We start from the raw sequence: 19,310 nt of genomic DNA on the forward strand, positions 1-19,310 counted from the left end.
TATTACGAGCTCCTGTGCGAATTGAAGGGAGCGCTCCCGCAAACTGCCTATTGACAACTTATAGGAGCGTCGGTTTTGTTTTTGCGATTTTCTGTATGGTCGGAGATTCGCTATCCAGCCCCGTAATCCGGCATAGCTTTGTTCGTGGCGGCCCAACCGCGCGTTTAAGCGCGGGGCCGATGGGGCATTTTTGCCCCACCGGCCCTATTCCAGCGCTATTCCGGCTTGGTTTCTACTGTGGGAGTCTTGTCCGCTGCGACTGGGGTGCGGGCGGTGTCCATAGTCAGGCAGTGCTTGGGGCAGCTCTCGATGCACTCACCGCACACCACGCAGGCATACGGGTCGATCGACCACGTTCCACCCTTGCGATCGACTGCGAGCGCGCCCGCCGGACAGCGACGCGCACACATGCCGCAGCAGATACACACGTCCATGTCGTTGACGATATGCCCGCGCAAGCGCTCGGGCGCCGCGAGCTTCTCCTGCGGATAGCACACCGTAACCGGCTGCTTGACCATAGAGCCCAAGGCCGTCTTGGCAAATGTCAGCAAACTCATGCCGCGCCTACCTTTCCGTGCAGCTAATGCAGGGGTCGATGGTCAGGATAATCATGGGAACGTTGGCAAGGAGTACGCCCTGCAGCGCATGCGTCAGACCTGCCAGGTTTTGCGACGTCGGCGTGCGCACGCGAAAACGGTCCAGATTCTTGGTGCCGTTGCCGCGCACATAGTAATACGCCTCGCCGCGCGGCTGCTCAATCACAACCTCGCCGCGCGCGCCGTCGGCCGGCGTAAGCTTGGTGCGCCCGCCGATACCGTCGTGTGGGATCTTGTCCACAAGCTCCTTAATGATGTCCATGGCCTGCGTGACCTCGGCACAACGCACCTGGCAGCGAGCATAGCAGTCTCCATCGGTGGCAACGATGGGCTCAAACGCAGCCAGGTCCGCATAGGCACCGTCGCCAAACATGCGCACGTCGTAGTCCACGCCCGAGGCGCGACCGAACGGGCCGACCATCGAAAGCTCCAGCGCATCCTTCTTGCTGATCACGCCCACGCCATGCAAGCGCTCGCCGCAGCTGTCGTCGTCCAAAAACGTATGCACCAGGGCCTCGTAGTCGGGGCGCATGGCGTCAAGCGTCTGGACAATGCCGGCCAGCTCGGAGTCCTCAATGTCGTGCTTAAGGCCGCCGATCTCGTTAATCGAAAGGATCACGCGGCCGCCGCAGGTGCTCTCGAAGATCTTGAGAATCTGCTCGCGCAGGGTCCACGACCGATAGAACAGCGCCTCGAAGCCAAAGGCATCGGCGAGCAGGCCCAGCCACAGCAGGTGCGAGTGAATGCGCGAAAGCTCGTGCAAAATGGTGCGGATATACTGCACGCGGCCGGGCACCTCGATGTCGAGCATGCGCTCGCAGGCGCTGGCATAGCCGCAGCTGTGGCCCACGGCGCAAATGCCGCAGATGCGCTCGGCGATGTAGCCAAACTGGTGCATATCACGCTTTTCGGTGAGCTTCTCGAGTCCGCGGTGCACAAAGCCGATCTGCGGAATTGCCTCGATGACGCGGTCGTCCTCGATCACCAGATCCAGATGAAGCGGCTCGGGCAGCACCGGGTGCTGCGGGCCAAACGGAATAACGGAGCGATGTGCCATGGACCTTACGCCTCCTTTTTCTGCTTGTCGCGGGCGGCCTTGGCGGCAAGCGCCGCGCGGACCTTGGCCGCTTTCTCGGGATCCATGGCGGCGAGCTTTGCCTCCATCTCGGCAGCGTTGAGCGCGGCCTTCGCAGCGACCTCATCATGCTGAGCATCGGAGCCGGCAGCCGCAGCGGGCTGAGCAGAGGCGCCCGCGGCATCGCCTGTGCTCGCAGCACCCTCCCCTGCAGCAGCCGCAGCGGCGGCGGCCTTCTCGGCCGCGGCCTTGCGCGCCTTGGCCTCGGCAGCGGCACGCACCTTCATGGCTTTCTCGCGCGCGGCCTTCACCTCGGGCGTGATAACGCTCATGGGTTCGGTAGTCGAGACCTGGTAGAAAAAGCCCTTAAAGTCAATCTGCATGTCAGTGATGGCAAGACCAAACAGGTCGTGCGCTTCGTTTTCAAACGGGAATACTGCCGGATAGTACGAGCTGATGGACGGAATCTCCTGGTACTGATTAATTCCCTCAACCACCAGGTTCTCGATCGCATAGCTGCCGTCCTGCGCAATCTGCTCCTGAGCAACACGAACGTTGATAAACGTATAGACCAGGCGATACGTGCCGTCGTCGACGTTGCGCTCGGCGTGCATTTGCACAAAGCGCGCGCCGACGCCCTTGAGCGCCTGGACATGCGACAGGAGCTCGTCGATCCCGACGGTGGTATAGATAGCCTTTTGCATTACTCGGCCTCCTTTGCAGCGGCGGGCGCGGCGGACCTGGTGGACACGTTGGCCTCGACACCGTCACCGGCACCATCAGCCCCGGCCCCCGCAGCCACAAACCCGTCCTCGCCCAACTCAACGCCACCGTCCCAAGTAGCGGCACCGCCCACGGTAAGTGGATCGCCGCCAGCGCGCATCACGGCCTCCTTCTGGTCCAGGATGCCGCATGCCTCCACGATGGCATCGATCACGGTCTCGGGGCGAATGGCGCACCCGGGCGCGTACACATCCACGGGAATCGCGCGGTCCACGCCGCCGATCACGTTATAGGCATCGCGGAACACGCCGCCCGAACACGCGCAGATACCGCAGGCCACCACGCACTTGGGCTCGAGCATCTGGTTGTAGATCTGGCGCACGACGGGCAGGTTCTGGGCATTGACCGACCCCGTCACCAAAAAGATATCCGCATGCTTGGGGTTGCCGGTGTTGACCACGCCAAACCGCTCCGCATCGAACTGCGGGGTAAGTGAGGCCAACACCTCGATATCGCATCCGTTGCAGCTCGAACCGTCGTAATGAATAACCCACGGCGAGCGCGACATTTTATGATCCATGGATGCCGCCTCCTAAATAAACACATCGACGAGGATGGGCATAAGGTTGAGCAGGCCAAACACCAGCGCCACGCCCCATCCGAGCCTAAAGCAGCTGCGCCAGGTGCTGCGTGCGAAGGTGTTGTCGATCAGTACCTCGACAAAATACGTCGCAGCCATCACGACCAGGGCGACCACCCAGCTCACCGGGTTGTCCCAAACAAAGAACATGCCCACCCACATCAAAAACAGCACGGTCTCGCACCAGTGCATAAGGGTCATCTTGGCCAGCGTGCCACCGCTCATCTCGGTGGCGACGCCCTGGACAATCTCCTGATGCGCGTGATGCGAGTACGAAAGGTCAAACGGCGACTTGCGCAGCTTGATGGTAAGCACCGCGAGCAGTGCGAGGAAAATGGGCGCGCTGTACACGATGATGGGGGCCGACTGCCCCGTCACGGCGATGGAATCGAAGCTATCGGTGGCAAGATACAGGCCCACGCTCATCAGCAGAACGGCGGGCTCGTAACTCATAACCTGCAGCAGCTCGCGGTCGGCGCCAACCTGGGCAAACGGGCTTTGCGTCGAGGCGGACGCCAACACCACAAAGATCGCGGCAAGCGTCACCATAAAAGCGCACAGCAGCGTGTTGGAGCCCGACACAAAGATGCCGCCACCCACGACAGTAAAGATGAGCGCGCACGCCATGTAGGTATCGTCCATGGTATTTACGCTGGCGGGGGCCTTGCGCAGCAGCTTGGCGACGTCGAAGAAGGGCTGCAACAGGCGCGGGCCCACGCGGCCCTGCATGCGGGCCGAAAGCTTACGGTCAAGACCGTCGATCAGGCCGCCCACAAGCGGCGCAATCAAGGCAAACGCCACGGTGCCTATAAAGATGCCCACGACGCCCGAGCCTTCAAAATACTTGCCGCGCAGCACCGAGGGCGCGCTCATGGCAAGCCGCTCGGGCCCAATCCACGCGCAACACAGCAGCGCAAACAAGATAATGCTGCAGCACACGACGCTACCCGCGGGACCAATACGCTTCTCACCAAGGGCGTCCTCCGAGTACCAATTGCGCTTTTCGGCCTTCACCTCGTGTCCCATCGAGCCGCGGAAATGGCGATATTTGTCGGTTCCCACGCCCGAAAGGTACACGTTGACGTGCGGCTTATTGCTCACGCGGAACGAAGTCAGCAGCACCACGGCGATAAACGCCACGATAACCACCATCAGATACATAGCGTCCTTGCCGATAACGTACGGCACGCGGCCAAACACCATGGCCAAGTAAGGCGACACCAGACCGCTCGAGATAATCGGAAACGCCACGCAGCACAGAATCAGCAACGCGGCGATGGTGTTGAGCGCCATCCATTCGGTCTTATGGACATTGACCTCAACGTTTTGAGCCGTGGGGTCGACGCCCGAAAGCTTGGCAAGCCACTTGCCCCAGAAGTAAAACGTCGCGGCCGAGCCAAAGGCCAGAACCATGATCATGAGCACGTTGCCGGTCTGGGCAAACGCCACCAGGGCGCCCCACTTGGACACGAGCATGCCAAACGGCGCCACAAACATGCCCATGATGCCCAGCATCATCAGGCGCGTCAAGTGCGGCATGCGGCTGAACATACCGTCCATGTCCTCGATATTGCGGCTGCCGATATGATGCTCGGCCGTGCCCACGCACAGGAACAGCAACGACTTTGCCACCGTGTGGAACAGGATCAGGAAGATGGCCGCCCATACGGCCTCGGGCGCGCCGACACCCAAGCAGGCACTGATGAGGCCCAAGTTGGAAATGGTGGAGTACGCGAGCACACGCTTGGCGTTGCTCTGCGAGATGGCCATGAGGGCAGCGAGCAAAAACGTGATGGCACCCACACTCGTGACCATAAAGCCGGTCACGGGATAGATGGCATAGAGCGGGCTCAGCTTGACCATCAGGAACACGCCGGCTTTGACCATGGTTGACGAGTGCAGCAGGGCGCTCGTGGGCGTGGGGGCAACCATGGCGCCCAGCAGCCAAGTGTGGAACGGCATCTGTGCGGCCTTGGTAAGGGCGGCGAGCGATAGCAGGACGACCGGCATCACCAGCAGTGCGGACTGCGCGGTACCGGCGCCGGAAAGCTCGATCATGCCCGAGATGGTCAGCGGCATGCCGTTGACGTGCAGAAACATAAGGCCCGCCAAAAACGCGATGCCGCCCAGCATGTTGAGGATGATCTGGGTGAAGGCGTTTTTGATGGCCTCGGGCGTGCGCGTGTAGCCAATCATGAGGAACGAGCACACGGTGGTGATTTCCCAGCCGCAGAACAGCCACTCAAGGTTGTCGCTCGTCACGATGACGAACATGGCCGAGAGGAACAGGAACATGAGCGCCAGGAACTGCGGGCGACGGTCGGGCGCGGTCTGCCCGCGCAGCGCGGCCTCGTGCTCGTCATGGGCCTGGAAGTCCTTCATGTAGCCCAGGGCATACACGCAGATAAGGCTGCCGACAATGCCAACGGCGAGCACCATGATCACACTCATGTAGTCCAGGTAGAGCGGGGTTGCGGTGACGGCTTCGGTCGCGGGCAGCGTCATGGCTGCAAAGGCGAGCGAGCCCACCAGTTGGACTATGCCGAGCACCGTGGTGAGCGCGTTCCTATATTTGTACGCGTTGTATAGGATGACGGCGCACAGGATGACGTCGATGACGGAGCTGATGATCGAGAGCACATGCGAGGTACCGGGGGCAACCTCAAAGCTCTGCGGACCCGTGCCAAAAAACATGACGGCGACTACAACTGTCACCGCCATAATAATGCCGGAACCTATGAGCCCCACCGCATCGCGGGCGCGGTCACCGCGCGCGAGCAGCATGCTCAGCGCCGGTACCAGCGGAAACAGGGTAAGGAAATACAGTAGCGTCATACCATCACTCCCCCATGCAAAAACGCTGCAATTGTTTAACGTTATAGCTCAATTGATGAGTAGCGGCAGCGGGTTTTCGGTCAACTGGGGAGTTTTAGGCGTACGGGGCAAGGAGCCTGTCCGCATTGGAGCAGTGGGGCGACGCTCCCCTATCGCAGCGACAGGCGCGCGGGCCACTGCGCGCGGTTTATTGGCCACGTTGGAGGATGTCCCGACAGGCTCGCGTCGGTCCAAAAAGTTGGCGCGGCAAGAAAAATGCGCCCCTATGGGCGCACCATCCCGTTTGCTATTCCGCCTTTTTAACGCGCGGCTTGCGACCGCGCGGCTTATCGACCAGTGCGGCCTCACCGCTCTCGCGGTACTGACGGCACCAAGCCTTGACCGAAGACTCGCTGGGAATCTTGTGCTTGATCATGGCCTCGCGAACCGTCAAGCCGTTTTCCAGACGGTCCTTAACCACAGCGAGCTTTACGTCGTACGAGTAGGTGTGATGATGCGAACCGGCATTGAGAACGGCGTCGGCACCGCCCACGGCATACGCGCGGGCCCACTGACGAGCCGTGGCCTGGGGAATGCCAAGCTCCGCGGCGAGGGCGCGATGACCGACCCCCTCTTGGAGGATCTCGACGGCGCGCTGCCTAACCTCGGGCGCATGCGTGCGAGTCCTAGTTGCTTCCGACATACCTGCCACTTCTTAGCCTTAACCGTTAATCTGCTTTCTTACGTGCAAGTTAGATAGTAGCATTTTACTGTTTGCTCAAAGCAGTTAATTAAAATAGACGCGGCGTTATCTGGGCATTTGGCACCAAATTACGACATTTCTTTATCGATTATTTACGCTGGTAGCTGACTCGCAGCTAATCGTCATTCGCTTGTCAACAAAATTGGCATCTCTTTATGTCCTTTGATATAGAGGATATAGTTATTAACCCCTCCCCCAATAATTTTGAGTGATCTGCAAGGCAGTAGACGTCCTCACTCCTCATGATTACCGCGCATTGCCATCCACCGGAGCAAAACAAAAAGGGCGGGACCTGCTGCGCTTGCAGGCCCCGCACCGGTTGACACCCGACGGGGCACAGCCGGGCGAGACGGATCCGTGCTACCGCCCCGCCTGGCCGCGATGTTCAACTACAGCTCGTTGGCCGCGTGATACGCCGTGCGAATGGCGCTCGCAATGTCGGCGGTGCGCTCACCCGAGCAGTCGCCCACGCAGGTCACGGGCACCGTCACGCCATCCAGGTCAAACGCGTTGGCCTTGGAGCCCACGGCCATCACCACGTAATCGCAGGCGATCTTCACCGGCTCCTCGGCGCCGTCCTCGGTGGTGCGAACAGCCTCCACGCCCTCGTCGGTAATGGCGGTCAGGCGGGTCTTCACGTGCTGCTCCACGTTGTGCTCGGCAAAGTCGCTCATAATCAGCGGCAGAATGGTCTCGGACTCGCCCGCGGCAATCTTGTCGAGCATCTCCACGATCGCCACCTCGCAGCCGTGCTGCAGCAGATACTCGGCGGTCTCGGTGCCCACCAGGCCACCGCCAATGACGGCGACGCGGCCGCTGAGCTCCACCTTGCCGGCCAGCACGTCCCAGCTCGAGACGACCTTGTCCGAGTCGCCACCCGGAACGGGGATGACCACGTCGTGCGCGCCCACAGCCACAATCGCGGCATCGGCGGCGTTGAGGTCCGCGGGGCTAGCGACGTGGTTGAGCTCGACCTTCACGCCCAGGCCAGGCAGAATCTTCTCGTAGTACTCGACCGAGCGCATGATCTCGTCCTTGCGCGGAGGCGCAGCCGCCAGCACAATCTGGCCGCCCAAGTGATCGCTCGCCTCGTAGATGGTCACGTCGTAGCCGCGCTTGGCCGCCACGCGTGCGGCCTCCAGGCCGGCGATGCCGCCGCCCACCACGGCGATCTTCTTGTCGCCCTCGCCCGGCTTAATGGCGATGGTCGCCTCGTCGCCGTTCTCGGCATTGAGCACGCACGAGATGTACTTGCGATTTTGAATCGCGTCGACGCAGCCCTTGTTGCAGTTGAGGCACTCGCGGATGGGCTCACCCGTGGCGGCCTTCAGCGCAATGTCGGGGTCGCACATGAGCGAGCGGCCATAGGCGATGATATCGGCCGCGCCGTCTTCCAGAATCTTCTCGCCGGCCTCAACCGAGACAACGCGGCCGACGGTTGCCACCGGCACGGAGACCAGGGCCTTGACGCGCTCGGCCACGGGCAGCGTCCAGTTGTAGGGCATGGCGCCCATGGGCGGAATGGTGTCGCCCATGTTGCCGGTGTGGTTGGCCTGTGCGACCTGAATCATATCGATGCCCGCGCCCTCGAGCAGCTTGGCAAACTCGCAGGCCTCGTCGGGCTGCAGGCCACCCTTGCCGCGCGGCGTGCCGTCGGGGTTCTCCATGATCACGGGGAGCTTGTACTCCACCATCAGCTGCGGCGCGGCCTCCTTAATGGCGGCGACGACCTCCAGCGCGTAGCGAACGCGGTTCTCGAACGAACCACCGTACTCGTCGGTGCGCTGGTTGAGGATGGCCGAGCACAGCGAACCCACCAGGCGGTCGCCGTGGACCTCGATAGCGTCGATCCCGGCCTGCTGTGCGCGAGCGGCCGAGGCAGCGATGGCCTCCTTGATCTGGGTGAGCTGCTCTACGCTCGCCTCGTTCACAAAGTGCTGCATGTCGTGGTGCAGCTTGGCGTAGGCCTGGTTGCGGATCTCGTTGGACTCGGCCATCTTGGCGGCAAAGGTCTCCTCGTCGCCGGCGGCCTTGGCCTCCTGCGCGGCCTTGGCGGCAGCCATGGAGCCCATGACCATGCGGCCGACACCGGGCACATCGTACTCGGGGTGGAACAGCTGCAGCGCGACCTTGGCGCCGTGCTTGTGGACGGCATCGGCCAGCGCCTTAAACGTGGGGATCTGGGCGTCGGTTGCCAGCTTGGGCGTGGGGCTTGCGGTCATGACGGGAGCGACGTCGCCGATGACGATGTAGCTCACGCCGCCACGGGCCAAGCGCTCGTAAAAAGCCAGGCTGCGCTCGCCGATGGAACCGTCACGCTCCTCGTAGCCGGTGGTCAGCGGCGGAAACATAATGCGGTTCTTGAGCTCAAGGGGGCCAACCGTAATGGGCTGGAGCAGCTTGGATGCAGGTGTGGTCATGGACATTCCTCTCTTGTAGGCGCGGCGGCGATGATGCCGCGTAGTTATCTAGAGGATATGGCATGGGAATACAACAGCGCAACGGAAATCGGCGAATATCAGGTGGCAGCAGGTGGATGGGGATGGGCGGGGCGGCCCGTCGGTTTATCTCAATCTGTAACAGTTACGCGGCAAAACCGGGTCTTACTGTTACAGATCGAGACATTCCTCTCGGCCCATCCTCAACAATCTAGATCTGTAACAGCTAGGCCCACTTTTGGCCCCTATCTGTTACAGATCGAGACAAACCAAACCCGCCTGCTAGAAAATCTAAATCTGTAACAGTTACTCGGCAAAATCCGTCCCTCGTGTTACAGATTTAGACAAACACGACCCAACCCACCGGTATATCTCGATCTGTAACACCTAGCCGCCCAAATCGGATCTAGATGTTACAGATTGAGATTTTGTTTGGGAAGTTGAGAGCTGGGTCGAAAACATTGACCCGCAATAACAAAAAAGCTCGTCGGCTAGGCCGACGAGCTGCAAGTTCTTGGTCGCGGGGGCAGGATTTGAACCTACGACCTCCGGGCACCCTTTTCAAATTTTAGTTTCCCGAGGTCACACGCTGTATCATCCCAGCTCAAACCCTATTTTTCGACCAAAACAGTGTCACTCGGTATCACGTAAAATCACGTAAAATCACGCTCATACATATTACCATACAGATTACCTCGAACCCCTAGGTCGTACGGAGCATGTCCACCAAAACGGAGACGTTGGTCGTATCCGTATAGTAGCTGCGATTCACCTCGGGGCTGTGCCCGAAATACGCCGAGCGAATCAAATCGGGAACGCCTTTCTGCATCCACTCGGTGTTGAGGGTCGCGCGCCAGACATGGGTCAAGACCTTATCGAGAAGGGGTATGTCCAAGGCGTCTGCCAACTCGTGATAGAGCTTCTTAATGGCATGCTGCGCGTTGTTGATGTCCCACGCGCTGCCAGGAGCCGCGGGGGCGGGGAACAGCAGCGCGCCTGGTTCGGCCCCCGCTCTTTCCAGCCGCGCCCTCATGCGCTCGGCAACGCGCTCGTCAAGGATGGGGATGGTACGCCCGCGATGGGTCTTTGACACCTCGGCCGTCACGGTGACGCTAAGCAAGCCGTCCTTGTCCTCGACGTTCGCGCGGCTGAGAAGTCTCGCCTCGTTGATGCGAAGCCCCGTCACTGCCTGCAGCAGCGTGATCTCAACGACAGCGCGGCGCAGATTGCGCACATCCTCAACGGTATAGTGCCCTCTTTTCGGCGGATTTACATCATTGGGGTCAATCGCAAGCAGGTATTCGAGCACGCGCCCGCGCTCCTCCGGCGTGAGCGCCTGTCCGCCCGGAGCCTTGTTTGTCATGCGGCACTCAGGCAGGCGCGGCTTGAAGCTCTTGAGGGGGTTGTGAGCGATTACCTCGTCGCGCACCAAAGGTTCAAGAACATATTTGCTCACCGTCTTTTGGCAATGCTTGGCGGTAGAGGTGCCGTGGCGCCTTGCCATCCCCTCCAAGATGCCTTCGAGGTTGCGCGGGCGAACCGCGTCCGCGATGCGAAAGCCCCCAAACGCCTCCGCCGCGAGATTGAGCACGTGGCAGTATTTGTCCCGTGTTCGGGGTCGCAAGATGGAATCATCGGTGCGCTCGATTCCGGGGATTACCTCTTTGCGGATATAGTCGCGCATGCTCGACGAGCCCTTCCAAGGAGTGCTGCCCCCGCCTGTTGCGAGAATTTCCTCAGCTTGGGCATGAGCGCGGCGGCGCAGCTCGCCTTTGGTGCACTTCCCCTTGGTCGTCTTCTTGATGAGACGCCCGTTCAGCAAGCGCATGCTCCACTGCATGCGATAGCCACCGTCGGGCGTCGGCGTAATCTTTGCGCGGTCAATGCTTGTCTCTCCAAGCTCAAGGGCGACGCGGGACATGTTTTACCTCCCTTCCTTTGCGTCGCCTATCGGCGAGCATCTCCGCTCGCCTTTACCTGATGTTCGACAATCCAGTCCTGCACGTCGCTCACGCGATACATCACAGGGGAGCGCTTCTTGCCCAGGCGAATGTACGCAGGCCCTCGGCCCTTGCAGCGCCAGTTCGCGAGCGTGCGAGAGCTGATGCCCAGCACGAATGCGGCCTCTTTTGAGTCGATGAGAAAAATGGAATCGGTTTCGTTTGTAGCCATGACTGCCTCCTGGCAACAGGCACAGCCGCAATAGCGGCGTGCATCCTGGCCAGAAGGCGCTCCCATCGGATGCGATACGCACATCCGCGCTTCCTGACATGCGGGAATCGGCGAAACCCAATTCGCGCGTCCCGCGAGCCGACCTGCAGCGGTCTTTTGGCCTTGCCCAGCCCGAGCAGGGGTTTGGTGCATCGGACATGGCGTGGGGAGGCTCTGTTTCCCCGAGGCAGCCTCTTAAGGCGTCATGGGAGACGCCACCTGCATCCAGTGGTTAGCGCTCCGAGAAGACGGAAGCGCCAGAGCACGAGGCCTCAAACGGCCTGATGACATCTTACCCCGCTGTGCCATTCTTGCCAAACGGGGAAAATGTCGCTTGATTTTAGGCACATCGCCCGGGAAGACCGATGCTGAGGGCAACGAGAGAGACGCGCCCGTTTTCACGCCGCGTTTTTCGGAAAACAGTTCCATAAAGTCACCATAAGCGGCAGGGCAAGCCCCGCACTTGCAACGCACGCTCGCACGCTCCTCATCCCGTCGTTGCATGATCGGGGCGACGCCGTTGCGGCCTCGCGGCAGTCTTGCGGCAGGGCTTTTCAGGCCCGAACTGCCATCCCAAACCCCCGCCCGCAGGCTCGCAACGCGGGACTGGCAACCCTGGCAGCCCCTCCCGCCACCGCAAAACGGGTAGCGGTGGAAGAAGACGTACACGAAAAGGCAGGGGACGGTCTTACCTGTGTCCATGTACTATTTAGGCTGCCAGGACTGCCAGCGCCCTCTCAGCCCCCATCGCCTCAGAAGGAAGGGCGGCAGGAAGTCGCCGCGCCGACCCCTGCCGCGCACCTGCCAAACCTGCCGTGCGCCACCTTCTCCGCCGCGGCGTCCTCACTTCACGAAAACAGCACACCGACTTTCCGCTCATTTATGAACAGAAAGCCCTTCTACCTGCGCTTTTGCAGATAACGAGGTCTTCTCAGTCACCGAATGTCACGGTAAAACATTCTAAAAACACCGCGAAAGATTCGGAGGAGAAGCCATGGGACAGACGTATAACGAGCTTATAAGAACCGTGACCGAAGACTATCTTGGGGGCATCGACATGGACAGCATCCCGTCCCCAGAAACCATTGAGAATGAGCTGCTCCAAGCCACCAACAACGCCATTGAGAGGTACAACCTCGGTCCTCGTGACGAAAATGCCCCAATCGGCGCAAAACTGAAGGACGCCTACCCCGACCAGAAGCCGCCGGGAGAGCGCCTCAAGAAGCTCAGGGAGCTTCTGCCCCTCCAGATTGCGCTTGCCATCAAGTGGCTCCACCACGCCAAGCTCATCTGCTGGGCGGCAGACGAGGGGGACGGAAACTACGACGTGGGCGTGTACCAGTCGGAGGGGGACGCCAAGGGCGTCTACGACACCAGAAGCGACAACCTCACGCGGCTTATCCGCCGCTATGACGCAACGATCAGCAAACGCAACGTCGATGAGGTCGTTGCGATCTTGCGCGCGGTGTGCGAGGTGGTGTCCCCCTGCACCAAACCCGACCTCGTCGCCGTGAACAACGGCCTGTACGACTATGGCAACAAGATTCTCATGGACTTCGACCCCGAGCTGGTGTTCACCTCCAAAATCGGGACGGACTTCGTGGAAGACGCCCCCAATCCCGTCATCCGCAACAACGAGGACGGCACCGACTGGGACGTGGTGACGTGGATGGACGAGCTTTCCGACGACCCCAAGGTCGTGGAGCTTCTTTGGCAGGTTCTCGGTGCGGTCGTGCGCCCCAACGTCGACTGGAACAAGAGCGCGTGGCTGCACTCGACCCTCGGCAACAACGGCAAGGGGACGTTTTGCACCCTCGCCCGCAACCTCTGCGGCAAGGGGGCGTGGGCGTCCATCCCCATCAAGGCGTTCGGGGACGACTTCAAGCTCGAATCCCTCACGCGCGTCTCCGCCATCATCACCGACGAGAACGACACGGGCACCTACCTGGACGATGCGGCGGCGCTCAAGTCCATCATCACGGGAGACCCGTTCTTGATGAACCGCAAGTTCAAAGACCCGCGCTCGGTGAAGTTCCGAGGCTTCATGATTCAGTGCATCAACTCGCTGCCGAAGCTTCGCGACAAGTCGGAGTCTCTGTACCGCCGCCTTCTGGTGATTCCCTTCGAGAAGCGCTTCGAGGGCTGCGAGCGCAAGTACATCAAGGGCGACTACCTGAACCGACCCGAAGTCCTCGAATACGTGCTCCACCGCATCCTCGCAAAGACCGATTACTACGAGCTTGACGCCCCCGAGGCGACGTGCAGGCTCCTTGCCGAGTATCGCGAGGTGAACGACCCCGTGCGCCAGTTCCTCGACGACATCCTGCCGCAAGTCACTTGGGATTTGCTCCCCTGGCAGTTCCTCCACGACCTGTACCGTCACTGGTCGCGGCGCAACAACCCCTCGGGAAGGGTTCAGTCCAAGCAGGTCTTCGTCAAGGAGGTCAAGGCGCTCCTGCCCCAGCACGGCATCGGATGGAGCTCCACCCAAAACCCCGTCCGCGCCCCCTCAAAGATGGGCTGGCCCGAACCGCTCATCTTGGAGTACGAAGTGACCGAGTGGATGAACAGAGCCTATTGCGGGTCCGACACCGACCGCCGGTGCATGCCCGCCAGCATCAAGGAGCGATACGAGGGGCTGGTGCGAGACGTCCCGCAAGGCGAGCCGTAAGCCAACCCGCAGCCCGCTGAACCTCATGATGCAGGCCGCCGCGAAAGCGAAGCGATCTGCCCCGCACCGCAGGGGTAGTCGCTTCGATCACGGCGGCATCCACTGTCTCGATAGGGACGGACGGCTTTTCGCCTCCGTCCCTTTTCATGTGGCGCTCCGCCGGCACCCAAGCCCGCTGGCGTACGTCCTGAGACGGCATCTGCGAGCGCCTTGCGCTCGCAGCGTTTGCGACCCTAAGGTCGCATCGAGGGAGACTGTCGGCTATGCCGACCGCAGCGCACGCTGCGTCAGTCCCCCTTATGCCCTTTTGCCTTTTTTGCCCCCGAAGCGTATAGCGGAGGGAGCCAAGGCGATTTCTCCTGATATATGGCGTGAAACGCCGTAGAAAACAAGGCGTGTTTCAGGGGTTGAATTTGTCGAAAATTGCGACAGTTGTAGAAAGCGCTTCGGCAAGCCCCATAAACGGGGCAATCTTCTCGGAGTTTTTCTACAAGTCCAGGCGTAAAGTGACGACGTGTAGAAAGTGCGTCTTGAGTGTCCGCGAAGAAAAAAAAATAAAGGGCGCAGCGATTGTTTCGCTGCGCCCTTCGGCGTCTTTTCAGTCGTAGATTGTCGGAGCGGGCACGGGCTGCCAAGCCGTGCCTAGATGATTTACCCCAAGGACGTACAGGTCAAGCTCCTCGTCGTAGAACACCGGCTCGCCCGTGTGCCCCATGACAAACGACGGGTCCTGTATGATGTACCACTGGAAAATCTCCTCCCATGGCGCCCAGTCCCCACTTACAAGCTCAAGCGGGCGTTTTGCCATCTCGTTTGCGAGCACCATGTTCCCGCACGTCTCGGCGAGGTCGGCGTAGGTCTTGATGCCGTAGTCACTCATCGCTTTTCCCCTCCGCTTCCCGCTCCTCGATTCGCTTGAGACATTCAGCCACGCAGTAGCGCATGGTGCGCAGGGCCTCGCAGTCGATGCTCTCCGCGAGCATGTCCCCGTCGAGGACGACCTCGCCCAGAGCGTTCACGAACCGCCACTCCATCACGTTGTCGATGCGCCTGAGCACGTCCTTCAGGGTGCCGCTGTCGCGCATGGGGGCGTTGCCGTCCACCTTCGCCATGCGCTCAAGCTCCTTGGCCTTCGCCGAGCAGATGCGGGCGGTGCGCCTGAGCACCTGCGCCCTCCACATGGCCTCCTCCTGGGGGCTGCTGGGTTCAAGACGCTCCCTGTCCATCGTGTACCTCCTTATCTCCGTTTCAGAGGCACCCGACGCCGCAGGCGTCTTTCACGCATGCCCATCCAAAGCCCAGCGAAAGACCTTCGAAAGACCTCCGCAGGGGCTCTGTTCGGGCAGGGGCGCGAAATGGGCTCAGCACAGCCCAGCGAAAGACCTTCGCAGGGGCTTTGTTCGGACAGGGGCGCGAAAAGGTCTCAGAACAGCCCACCGAAAGACCTCGAAAAGCCCTTCAAAGGCCGGTGCGCTGTTGCTGATCCTGTTTCGCGGTATTCCGGAGCATCTGGGCAAAAAACAAGGGGAGCACCCGTTATGCGGATGCTCCCCTTGTTCGGGAAACGGACACCTGCACGCGACCGAAAGGGAGCGCGCGGGTCTGTGAGGGCTATGCCCGAACACAGCACGTGCCGTGATGGGCTACTGGCGAGCACCACACGAACTGCAATACACGTAGTCCACGTAGGTTTCGGTCTTGTTGGTACCGTGGTCTTCCTTGTGGGAACCAGTCTGGACAGTCTGGGTCTCGTAAACAGTTTCCATACGGTAGTTATCAGGCAAACCCTGCTTGATGAGTGCTACAGCGTGTGACTCGGCGTCGGCGTCGCTAGTAGTGGTATAGCCGTCGTAAGAGAAGATGTATTTGGTACCGACAGCGACCTGCTGAGTACTGTAGTCTGGCACGTCGACCCAGTTGCTTACCCAGACATTGCGGGTGGCCGTGTGGTTCACCCAAGTGTGCGTGTGGGCAGGCTTGGAAGGCTGGCTGGACTGGGAGGGCTTGCTGGAAGCAGAACCAGCGTTCGAAGAACCGTTGTTGGAAGGCTGGGAACCAGCGTTGCTGTCGGCCTTGGCGTTGTTGTCATTCTTGGCAGACGGCGTCGTCTGTGCAGGCTTGTCGTTGACATCGACGTCCTTGTCGGCGTCAGTTGCCTCCTGCTTGGTCTTGTCGCTCGCGTTCGGGTTCTTGGCTACGTTGCCGTCGAGCTTATCGAGGATGCCAGTGCCCGCATCGCCCTTCAGGGTCTCGTCACCCTTCTTGATGGCGTCCTTGGTCTTGTTGACGATGTCGGCGAGCATGTCATCGGTGACCTTGTCGGCGGGAATCTGCGCCATGGGGCAGTTGACGGCAGGTGCGGTCTTCGCGTCGGCGTCGACGGTGATGTCGACGGGAGCGCCCGTGTCGTAGATGTCGAACGCGGAACCGTCGGAGTTGACGGGGCTGACGAAGCTCACGGTGTAGTCGCCCTCGGCGAGTTCGACCGTGGAAGTGCCCTTGTTGCCTTCGGCATCAGGGGTCACCGCGTGGTAGAAGTCCACGTCGTTGCCCTCGATATGGGCGATGGCGGGCGTGGAGTTCTCGTCCCAGCCGTGGTCGGCCGTGACGCTGAGGGTCACATCGACAGTTCTTGACTCCTGCTGTTCTGGTTGTTGCTCGGACGTTGCGAACGCTCCACTTGCCACGGCTATCGCAACAACGATCGCAACAACGATCGCAGCGGCTATCGCTGCGGCTTGGGGCTTATGCGAGCGCGCCCACTGGGATAATCCGTTCATTATCCATCCCCTTTTCTTTCATGGTGGTTTCGAGTTGCCTCGTTATGTCAACCGCGTCATTACTTAGCGCTTTCCCATCGCGCGAGCCATCCAGTCGAGGTTGCCGCTCGCACTGGCGGTGTTCGCGTTTATCTGCTGGGCCTGATTGAGAATCTGCCCCTGCATGAACAGGTTGCCTATTTGCAGCATGTTGCCGATGCGCTGCTGGTTGAGAATCTGCTGCTGGCCCGCTTCCATGCGGCGCTGGTGCATCTCGGTCTCGTAGAGGTTGACCATCTCCTGTACGGTGGTGGCGCGATGGTTGCGCACGGCAGCAAGGAAGAAATCCACGGCTTCGATGCTGTCGTAATCCATGGGGTACCACGGGGCGACCTGCGAAGCCCATTGCTGCTGTACGGCGAAAATCTCCTGCTTGGTTTGCTCGATGCTCTGGGCTAGGGCCTGGTTGTTGGCTTCAACTCGTTGGTTGCTTTGGTCAATCGCGGCATTTCTCTGGGAGCGGCTTTTGTCCGCCGTCTTCGCTATGACCTTGTATAGAATCGCACCGATGATAGCTGAGACGATGAGGTTCACGATATTCCAGACCGCCAATTGAAGCTCCGTGCCTCCCATCGAGAAGAACGGAAGGGTAGGGAGATACGTTATCACCTTAAGTGGCGTGCTCGTGATAAGCGTGAACGCGATAAGGAAGCCCCCGATTGCATAGAGAACAGGGTGCCTTTTAGTCTTCTTTTCCGTCTTGGCGGCAAACTGAGTGGTGAGCTGGTTGATGCGTTGCTGAAGACTGACCACGCGGTGCATCAGGTTATGAGCGATTGTGATACCCGATAGCAGGTTTTCCTGCTCGTTCATTGGCGTCATCGCATTACCTCCTGTTTTTTTGACTCACTAACGCTCTCGCCTCGTTCGTAAGAATGAGGTCTCAAACATTAACTGCATGCATGAAATACAGCCTTTCCAGTTTATTATATTTGAGGCTAATCGCCCATACGATTCAAGGCAACTTGATTTTGACGGGCGGTTAAAATGAAATACTTCGACATAGGACAGCGCATCAGGCGTTACCGCAAAGCCTGCGGGCTGTCGCAGGAGGCGCTCGCGCAAAAAGTTGGAATATCGGTAACGCACATGAGCCACATCGAAACGGGCAACACCAAGCTGAGCTTGCCCGTGCTCGCAAAGATTGCAGAGGAGCTGTCGGTAGGCACCGACGCTTTGCTCAGTGACGCCCCAAAACCCGACAAGGCGAAGCTTTCCGCCGAGGTGCAAGAGATTCTTGATTCATTCGAGATTGACGAGTTGCCCGTTGCGGTTGAGGTGCTCCGAGCGCTCAGAGATAGCCTGGCGAAACGCAGGGTCTAAGGCTTTTTTCGCTCATACATATTACCATACAGATTACTTTGGGCATTTTTGCCCCAAGGCAACGAAAAAGCCCTGAACCGTTTTACCAGTTCAGGGCTGAAATTTTGGTCGCGGGGGCAGGATTTGAACCTACGACCTCCGGGTTATGAGCCCGGCGAGCTACCAGACTGCTCCACCCCGCAATGTCTGGGCGCCTCATGTGCGCAAGAAAGAATATTACGCGGGAGTTCGGTAAACGGCAAGGAAAAACTCGTGGAGCATAATTCCTTCATATTTAAACCCCTCAGCCCCTATCACCGTAAACGAATCGCAGCCGAGTGCCGTCGGCGACGCGTATACAATGGTGCGCGTCCTTTTATGCCAACACTGGGAGTAGACATGCTGCTCGCTATCGATATGGGAAATACGCAGACGGCCATGGGCCTGTTTGACGGAGACGAGCTGGTGCAGTCGTGGCGCATGCCCACCGACCGCTCTTATACCGCCGACGAGATCCATGTGCGCCTGATGGGTTTCTTTAAGATGTACGGCCTTTCGCTCGACGCGGTCGACGCGATCGCCTTTGCGGGCGTGGTGCCGCAGCTCTCGCGCGAATGGCACGCCGTGGCCGACCGCATTGCCGCAGACGCCATCGTCATCGGACCGCAGACGGCCGCGGTGACCAAGCTGCGCGCGGCGCGTCCCCAGGCCGTAGGTGCCGACCGCGTCGCTAACGCCGTTGCGGCCGAAACTTTCTACGGCGCGCCGGCAATCGTGGTGGACTTTGGCACCGCGACCAATATCGACGTCATCGATGAGGACGGTTATTACATTGGTGGAGCGATTGCGCCGGGCATCCGCATTTCGATGGACGCGCTCGCCGCCCGAGCCGCCAAGCTCGCCAGCGTTCCGCTCGAGGCGCCCGAGCACGCCATCGGCCGCGATACCGAGGAGTGCATCAAGGTCGGCGCCGTAACGGGCGCCGCCGCAATGGCTGAGGGCCTAGTCGCGCGCATGAAGCGCGAGCTGGGCCGCGAGGACGCCACCGTTATCGCCACGGGCGGTCTCGCCAGCATCGTCGCCGATTCGACCGACGCCTTCGACGTGGTCGACGGACAGCTCACCATCAAGGGTATCTGCGAAATCTACCGCCGCATGCAGGAGCTGGGATAGAGCAGGGGCTTAAGTCGAGCACGAACGCGAGCGGCGAACTAGGCAACGCATCGGTCCTATTCCTCAAAATCGAAAATTTATCAGT

At 60.2% G+C, this 19,310-nt stretch carries 16 protein-coding genes and 1 tRNA gene; 3 read left to right on the plus strand and 14 right to left on the minus strand.

All coding sequences use genetic code 11. The features are described from left to right. Window positions 1-215: 215 nt before the first annotated feature. The 9 genes from ABHR63_RS04935 to ABHR63_RS04975 all read right to left on the minus strand — a co-directional run bounded on the left by ABHR63_RS04935 (window position 216) and on the right by ABHR63_RS04975 (window position 11,221). Complete coding sequence (locus tag ABHR63_RS04935) at window positions 216-557, minus strand: 4Fe-4S dicluster domain-containing protein (protein WP_055251494.1); 342 nt, start codon at window positions 555-557, stop codon at window positions 216-218. A gap of 7 nt (window positions 558-564) precedes the next feature. Beyond that, complete coding sequence (locus tag ABHR63_RS04940) at window positions 565-1,653, minus strand: hydrogenase large subunit (protein ID WP_346965892.1); 1,089 nt, start codon at window positions 1,651-1,653, stop codon at window positions 565-567. A gap of 5 nt (window positions 1,654-1,658) precedes the next feature. After that, on the minus strand, window positions 1,659-2,375 hold the full coding sequence (locus ABHR63_RS04945) for an NADH-quinone oxidoreductase subunit C (RefSeq protein ID WP_346964976.1): 717 nt from the start codon (window positions 2,373-2,375) through the stop codon (window positions 1,659-1,661). Next, on the minus strand, window positions 2,375-2,974 hold the full coding sequence (locus ABHR63_RS04950; protein WP_196025916.1) for an NADH-quinone oxidoreductase subunit B family protein: 600 nt from the start codon (window positions 2,972-2,974) through the stop codon (window positions 2,375-2,377). The genes ABHR63_RS04945 and ABHR63_RS04950 overlap by 1 nt, the downstream gene beginning before the upstream one ends. Before the next feature lie 12 nt (window positions 2,975-2,986). Beyond that, a complete protein-coding gene (locus ABHR63_RS04955; protein WP_346964975.1) occupies window positions 2,987-5,869 on the minus strand; it encodes a proton-conducting transporter transmembrane domain-containing protein in 2,883 nt (960 codons plus the stop codon). A gap of 286 nt (window positions 5,870-6,155) precedes the next feature. Then, entirely contained in the window at window positions 6,156-6,551 is a 396-nt protein-coding gene (locus ABHR63_RS04960; RefSeq protein WP_035136573.1) for a helix-turn-helix domain-containing protein, read from the minus strand. Window positions 6,552-7,000: 449 nt separating this feature from the next. After that, on the minus strand, window positions 7,001-9,031 hold the full coding sequence (gene bilR, locus ABHR63_RS04965; RefSeq protein WP_346964974.1) for a bilirubin reductase, long form: 2,031 nt from the start codon (window positions 9,029-9,031) through the stop codon (window positions 7,001-7,003). Window positions 9,032-9,752: 721 nt separating this feature from the next. Then, window positions 9,753-10,970, minus strand: a complete 1,218-nt coding sequence (locus ABHR63_RS04970) for a tyrosine-type recombinase/integrase (RefSeq protein ID WP_346964973.1) — start codon at window positions 10,968-10,970, stop codon at window positions 9,753-9,755. 26 nt (window positions 10,971-10,996) lie between these two features. Next, the gene (locus ABHR63_RS04975) at window positions 10,997-11,221 is read right to left on the minus strand and encodes a helix-turn-helix transcriptional regulator (RefSeq protein ID WP_309321154.1); all 225 of its coding nucleotides are present in this window, start codon (window positions 11,219-11,221) and stop codon (window positions 10,997-10,999) included. 1,033 nt (window positions 11,222-12,254) lie between these two features. On the opposite strand from ABHR63_RS04975, the gene ABHR63_RS04980 reads away from it, so the two are divergent. Beyond that, window positions 12,255-13,931: a DNA primase family protein gene (locus ABHR63_RS04980; protein WP_346964972.1), complete on the plus strand. Its 1,677-nt coding sequence runs from the start codon at window positions 12,255-12,257 to the stop codon at window positions 13,929-13,931. 598 nt (window positions 13,932-14,529) lie between these two features. On the opposite strand, the gene ABHR63_RS04985 is transcribed toward ABHR63_RS04980, so the two are convergent. The 4 genes from ABHR63_RS04985 to ABHR63_RS05000 all read right to left on the minus strand — a co-directional run bounded on the left by ABHR63_RS04985 (window position 14,530) and on the right by ABHR63_RS05000 (window position 17,572). After that, window positions 14,530-14,811 (minus strand): hypothetical protein, encoded by a 282-nt coding sequence (locus tag ABHR63_RS04985; protein WP_346964971.1) that lies wholly within the window; start codon window positions 14,809-14,811, stop codon window positions 14,530-14,532. Next, a complete protein-coding gene (locus ABHR63_RS04990; protein ID WP_346964970.1) occupies window positions 14,804-15,157 on the minus strand; it encodes a hypothetical protein in 354 nt (117 codons plus the stop codon). The genes ABHR63_RS04985 and ABHR63_RS04990 overlap by 8 nt, the downstream gene beginning before the upstream one ends. Window positions 15,158-15,574: 417 nt before the next feature. After that, the gene (locus ABHR63_RS04995) at window positions 15,575-16,711 is read right to left on the minus strand and encodes a hypothetical protein (protein ID WP_346964969.1); all 1,137 of its coding nucleotides are present in this window, start codon (window positions 16,709-16,711) and stop codon (window positions 15,575-15,577) included. 63 nt (window positions 16,712-16,774) lie between these two features. After that, the gene (locus ABHR63_RS05000) at window positions 16,775-17,572 is read right to left on the minus strand and encodes a hypothetical protein (RefSeq protein ID WP_329964896.1); all 798 of its coding nucleotides are present in this window, start codon (window positions 17,570-17,572) and stop codon (window positions 16,775-16,777) included. A 165-nt stretch (window positions 17,573-17,737) separates the two neighbouring features. Here ABHR63_RS05000 and ABHR63_RS05005 point away from each other — a divergent pair, with 165 nt between their 5' ends. Next, window positions 17,738-18,073 carry a helix-turn-helix domain-containing protein gene (locus tag ABHR63_RS05005; RefSeq protein ID WP_309321160.1) on the plus strand — a complete coding sequence of 112 codons (336 nt, stop codon included), beginning with the start codon at window positions 17,738-17,740 and terminating at the stop codon, window positions 18,071-18,073. A gap of 105 nt (window positions 18,074-18,178) precedes the next feature. Here ABHR63_RS05005 and ABHR63_RS05010 read toward each other — a convergent pair. Further along, window positions 18,179-18,255 (minus strand) — tRNA-Met (locus ABHR63_RS05010). A 196-nt stretch (window positions 18,256-18,451) separates the two neighbouring features. On the opposite strand from ABHR63_RS05010, the gene ABHR63_RS05015 reads away from it, so the two are divergent. Beyond that, complete coding sequence (locus tag ABHR63_RS05015; protein ID WP_158554584.1) at window positions 18,452-19,225, plus strand: type III pantothenate kinase; 774 nt, start codon at window positions 18,452-18,454, stop codon at window positions 19,223-19,225. Window positions 19,226-19,310 lie beyond the last annotated feature (85 nt).

This window comes from Collinsella aerofaciens (assembly GCF_039752775.1).
In the GTDB taxonomy this organism is placed as follows: domain Bacteria; phylum Actinomycetota; class Coriobacteriia; order Coriobacteriales; family Coriobacteriaceae; genus Collinsella; species Collinsella aerofaciens_R.

Bases quoted from the DNA above. Each gene is read 5' to 3' on its own strand.
- bilR (WP_346964974.1), bottom strand. From the start codon at position 9,031: ATGACCACACCTGCATCCAAGCTGCTCCAGCCCATTACGGTTGGCCCC.
- ABHR63_RS04975 (WP_309321154.1), bottom strand. From the start codon at position 11,221: ATGGCTACAAACGAAACCGATTCCATTTTTCTCATCGACTCAAAAGAG.
- ABHR63_RS05005 (WP_309321160.1), top strand. From the start codon at position 17,738: ATGAAATACTTCGACATAGGACAGCGCATCAGGCGTTACCGCAAAGCC.
- ABHR63_RS04940 (WP_346965892.1), bottom strand. From the start codon at position 1,653: ATGGCACATCGCTCCGTTATTCCGTTTGGCCCGCAGCACCCGGTGCTG.
- ABHR63_RS04955 (WP_346964975.1), bottom strand. From the start codon at position 5,869: ATGACGCTACTGTATTTCCTTACCCTGTTTCCGCTGGTACCGGCGCTG.
- ABHR63_RS04945 (WP_346964976.1), bottom strand. From the start codon at position 2,375: ATGCAAAAGGCTATCTATACCACCGTCGGGATCGACGAGCTCCTGTCG.
- ABHR63_RS04970 (WP_346964973.1), bottom strand. From the start codon at position 10,970: ATGTCCCGCGTCGCCCTTGAGCTTGGAGAGACAAGCATTGACCGCGCA.
- ABHR63_RS04985 (WP_346964971.1), bottom strand. From the start codon at position 14,811: ATGAGTGACTACGGCATCAAGACCTACGCCGACCTCGCCGAGACGTGC.
- ABHR63_RS04980 (WP_346964972.1), top strand. From the start codon at position 12,255: ATGGGACAGACGTATAACGAGCTTATAAGAACCGTGACCGAAGACTAT.
- ABHR63_RS04935 (WP_055251494.1), bottom strand. From the start codon at position 557: ATGAGTTTGCTGACATTTGCCAAGACGGCCTTGGGCTCTATGGTCAAG.
- ABHR63_RS04990 (WP_346964970.1), bottom strand. From the start codon at position 15,157: ATGGACAGGGAGCGTCTTGAACCCAGCAGCCCCCAGGAGGAGGCCATG.
- ABHR63_RS05015 (WP_158554584.1), top strand. From the start codon at position 18,452: ATGCTGCTCGCTATCGATATGGGAAATACGCAGACGGCCATGGGCCTG.
- ABHR63_RS04995 (WP_346964969.1), bottom strand. From the start codon at position 16,711: ATGAACGGATTATCCCAGTGGGCGCGCTCGCATAAGCCCCAAGCCGCA.
- ABHR63_RS04960 (WP_035136573.1), bottom strand. From the start codon at position 6,551: ATGTCGGAAGCAACTAGGACTCGCACGCATGCGCCCGAGGTTAGGCAG.
- ABHR63_RS04950 (WP_196025916.1), bottom strand. From the start codon at position 2,974: ATGGATCATAAAATGTCGCGCTCGCCGTGGGTTATTCATTACGACGGT.
- ABHR63_RS05000 (WP_329964896.1), bottom strand. From the start codon at position 17,572: ATGACGCCAATGAACGAGCAGGAAAACCTGCTATCGGGTATCACAATC.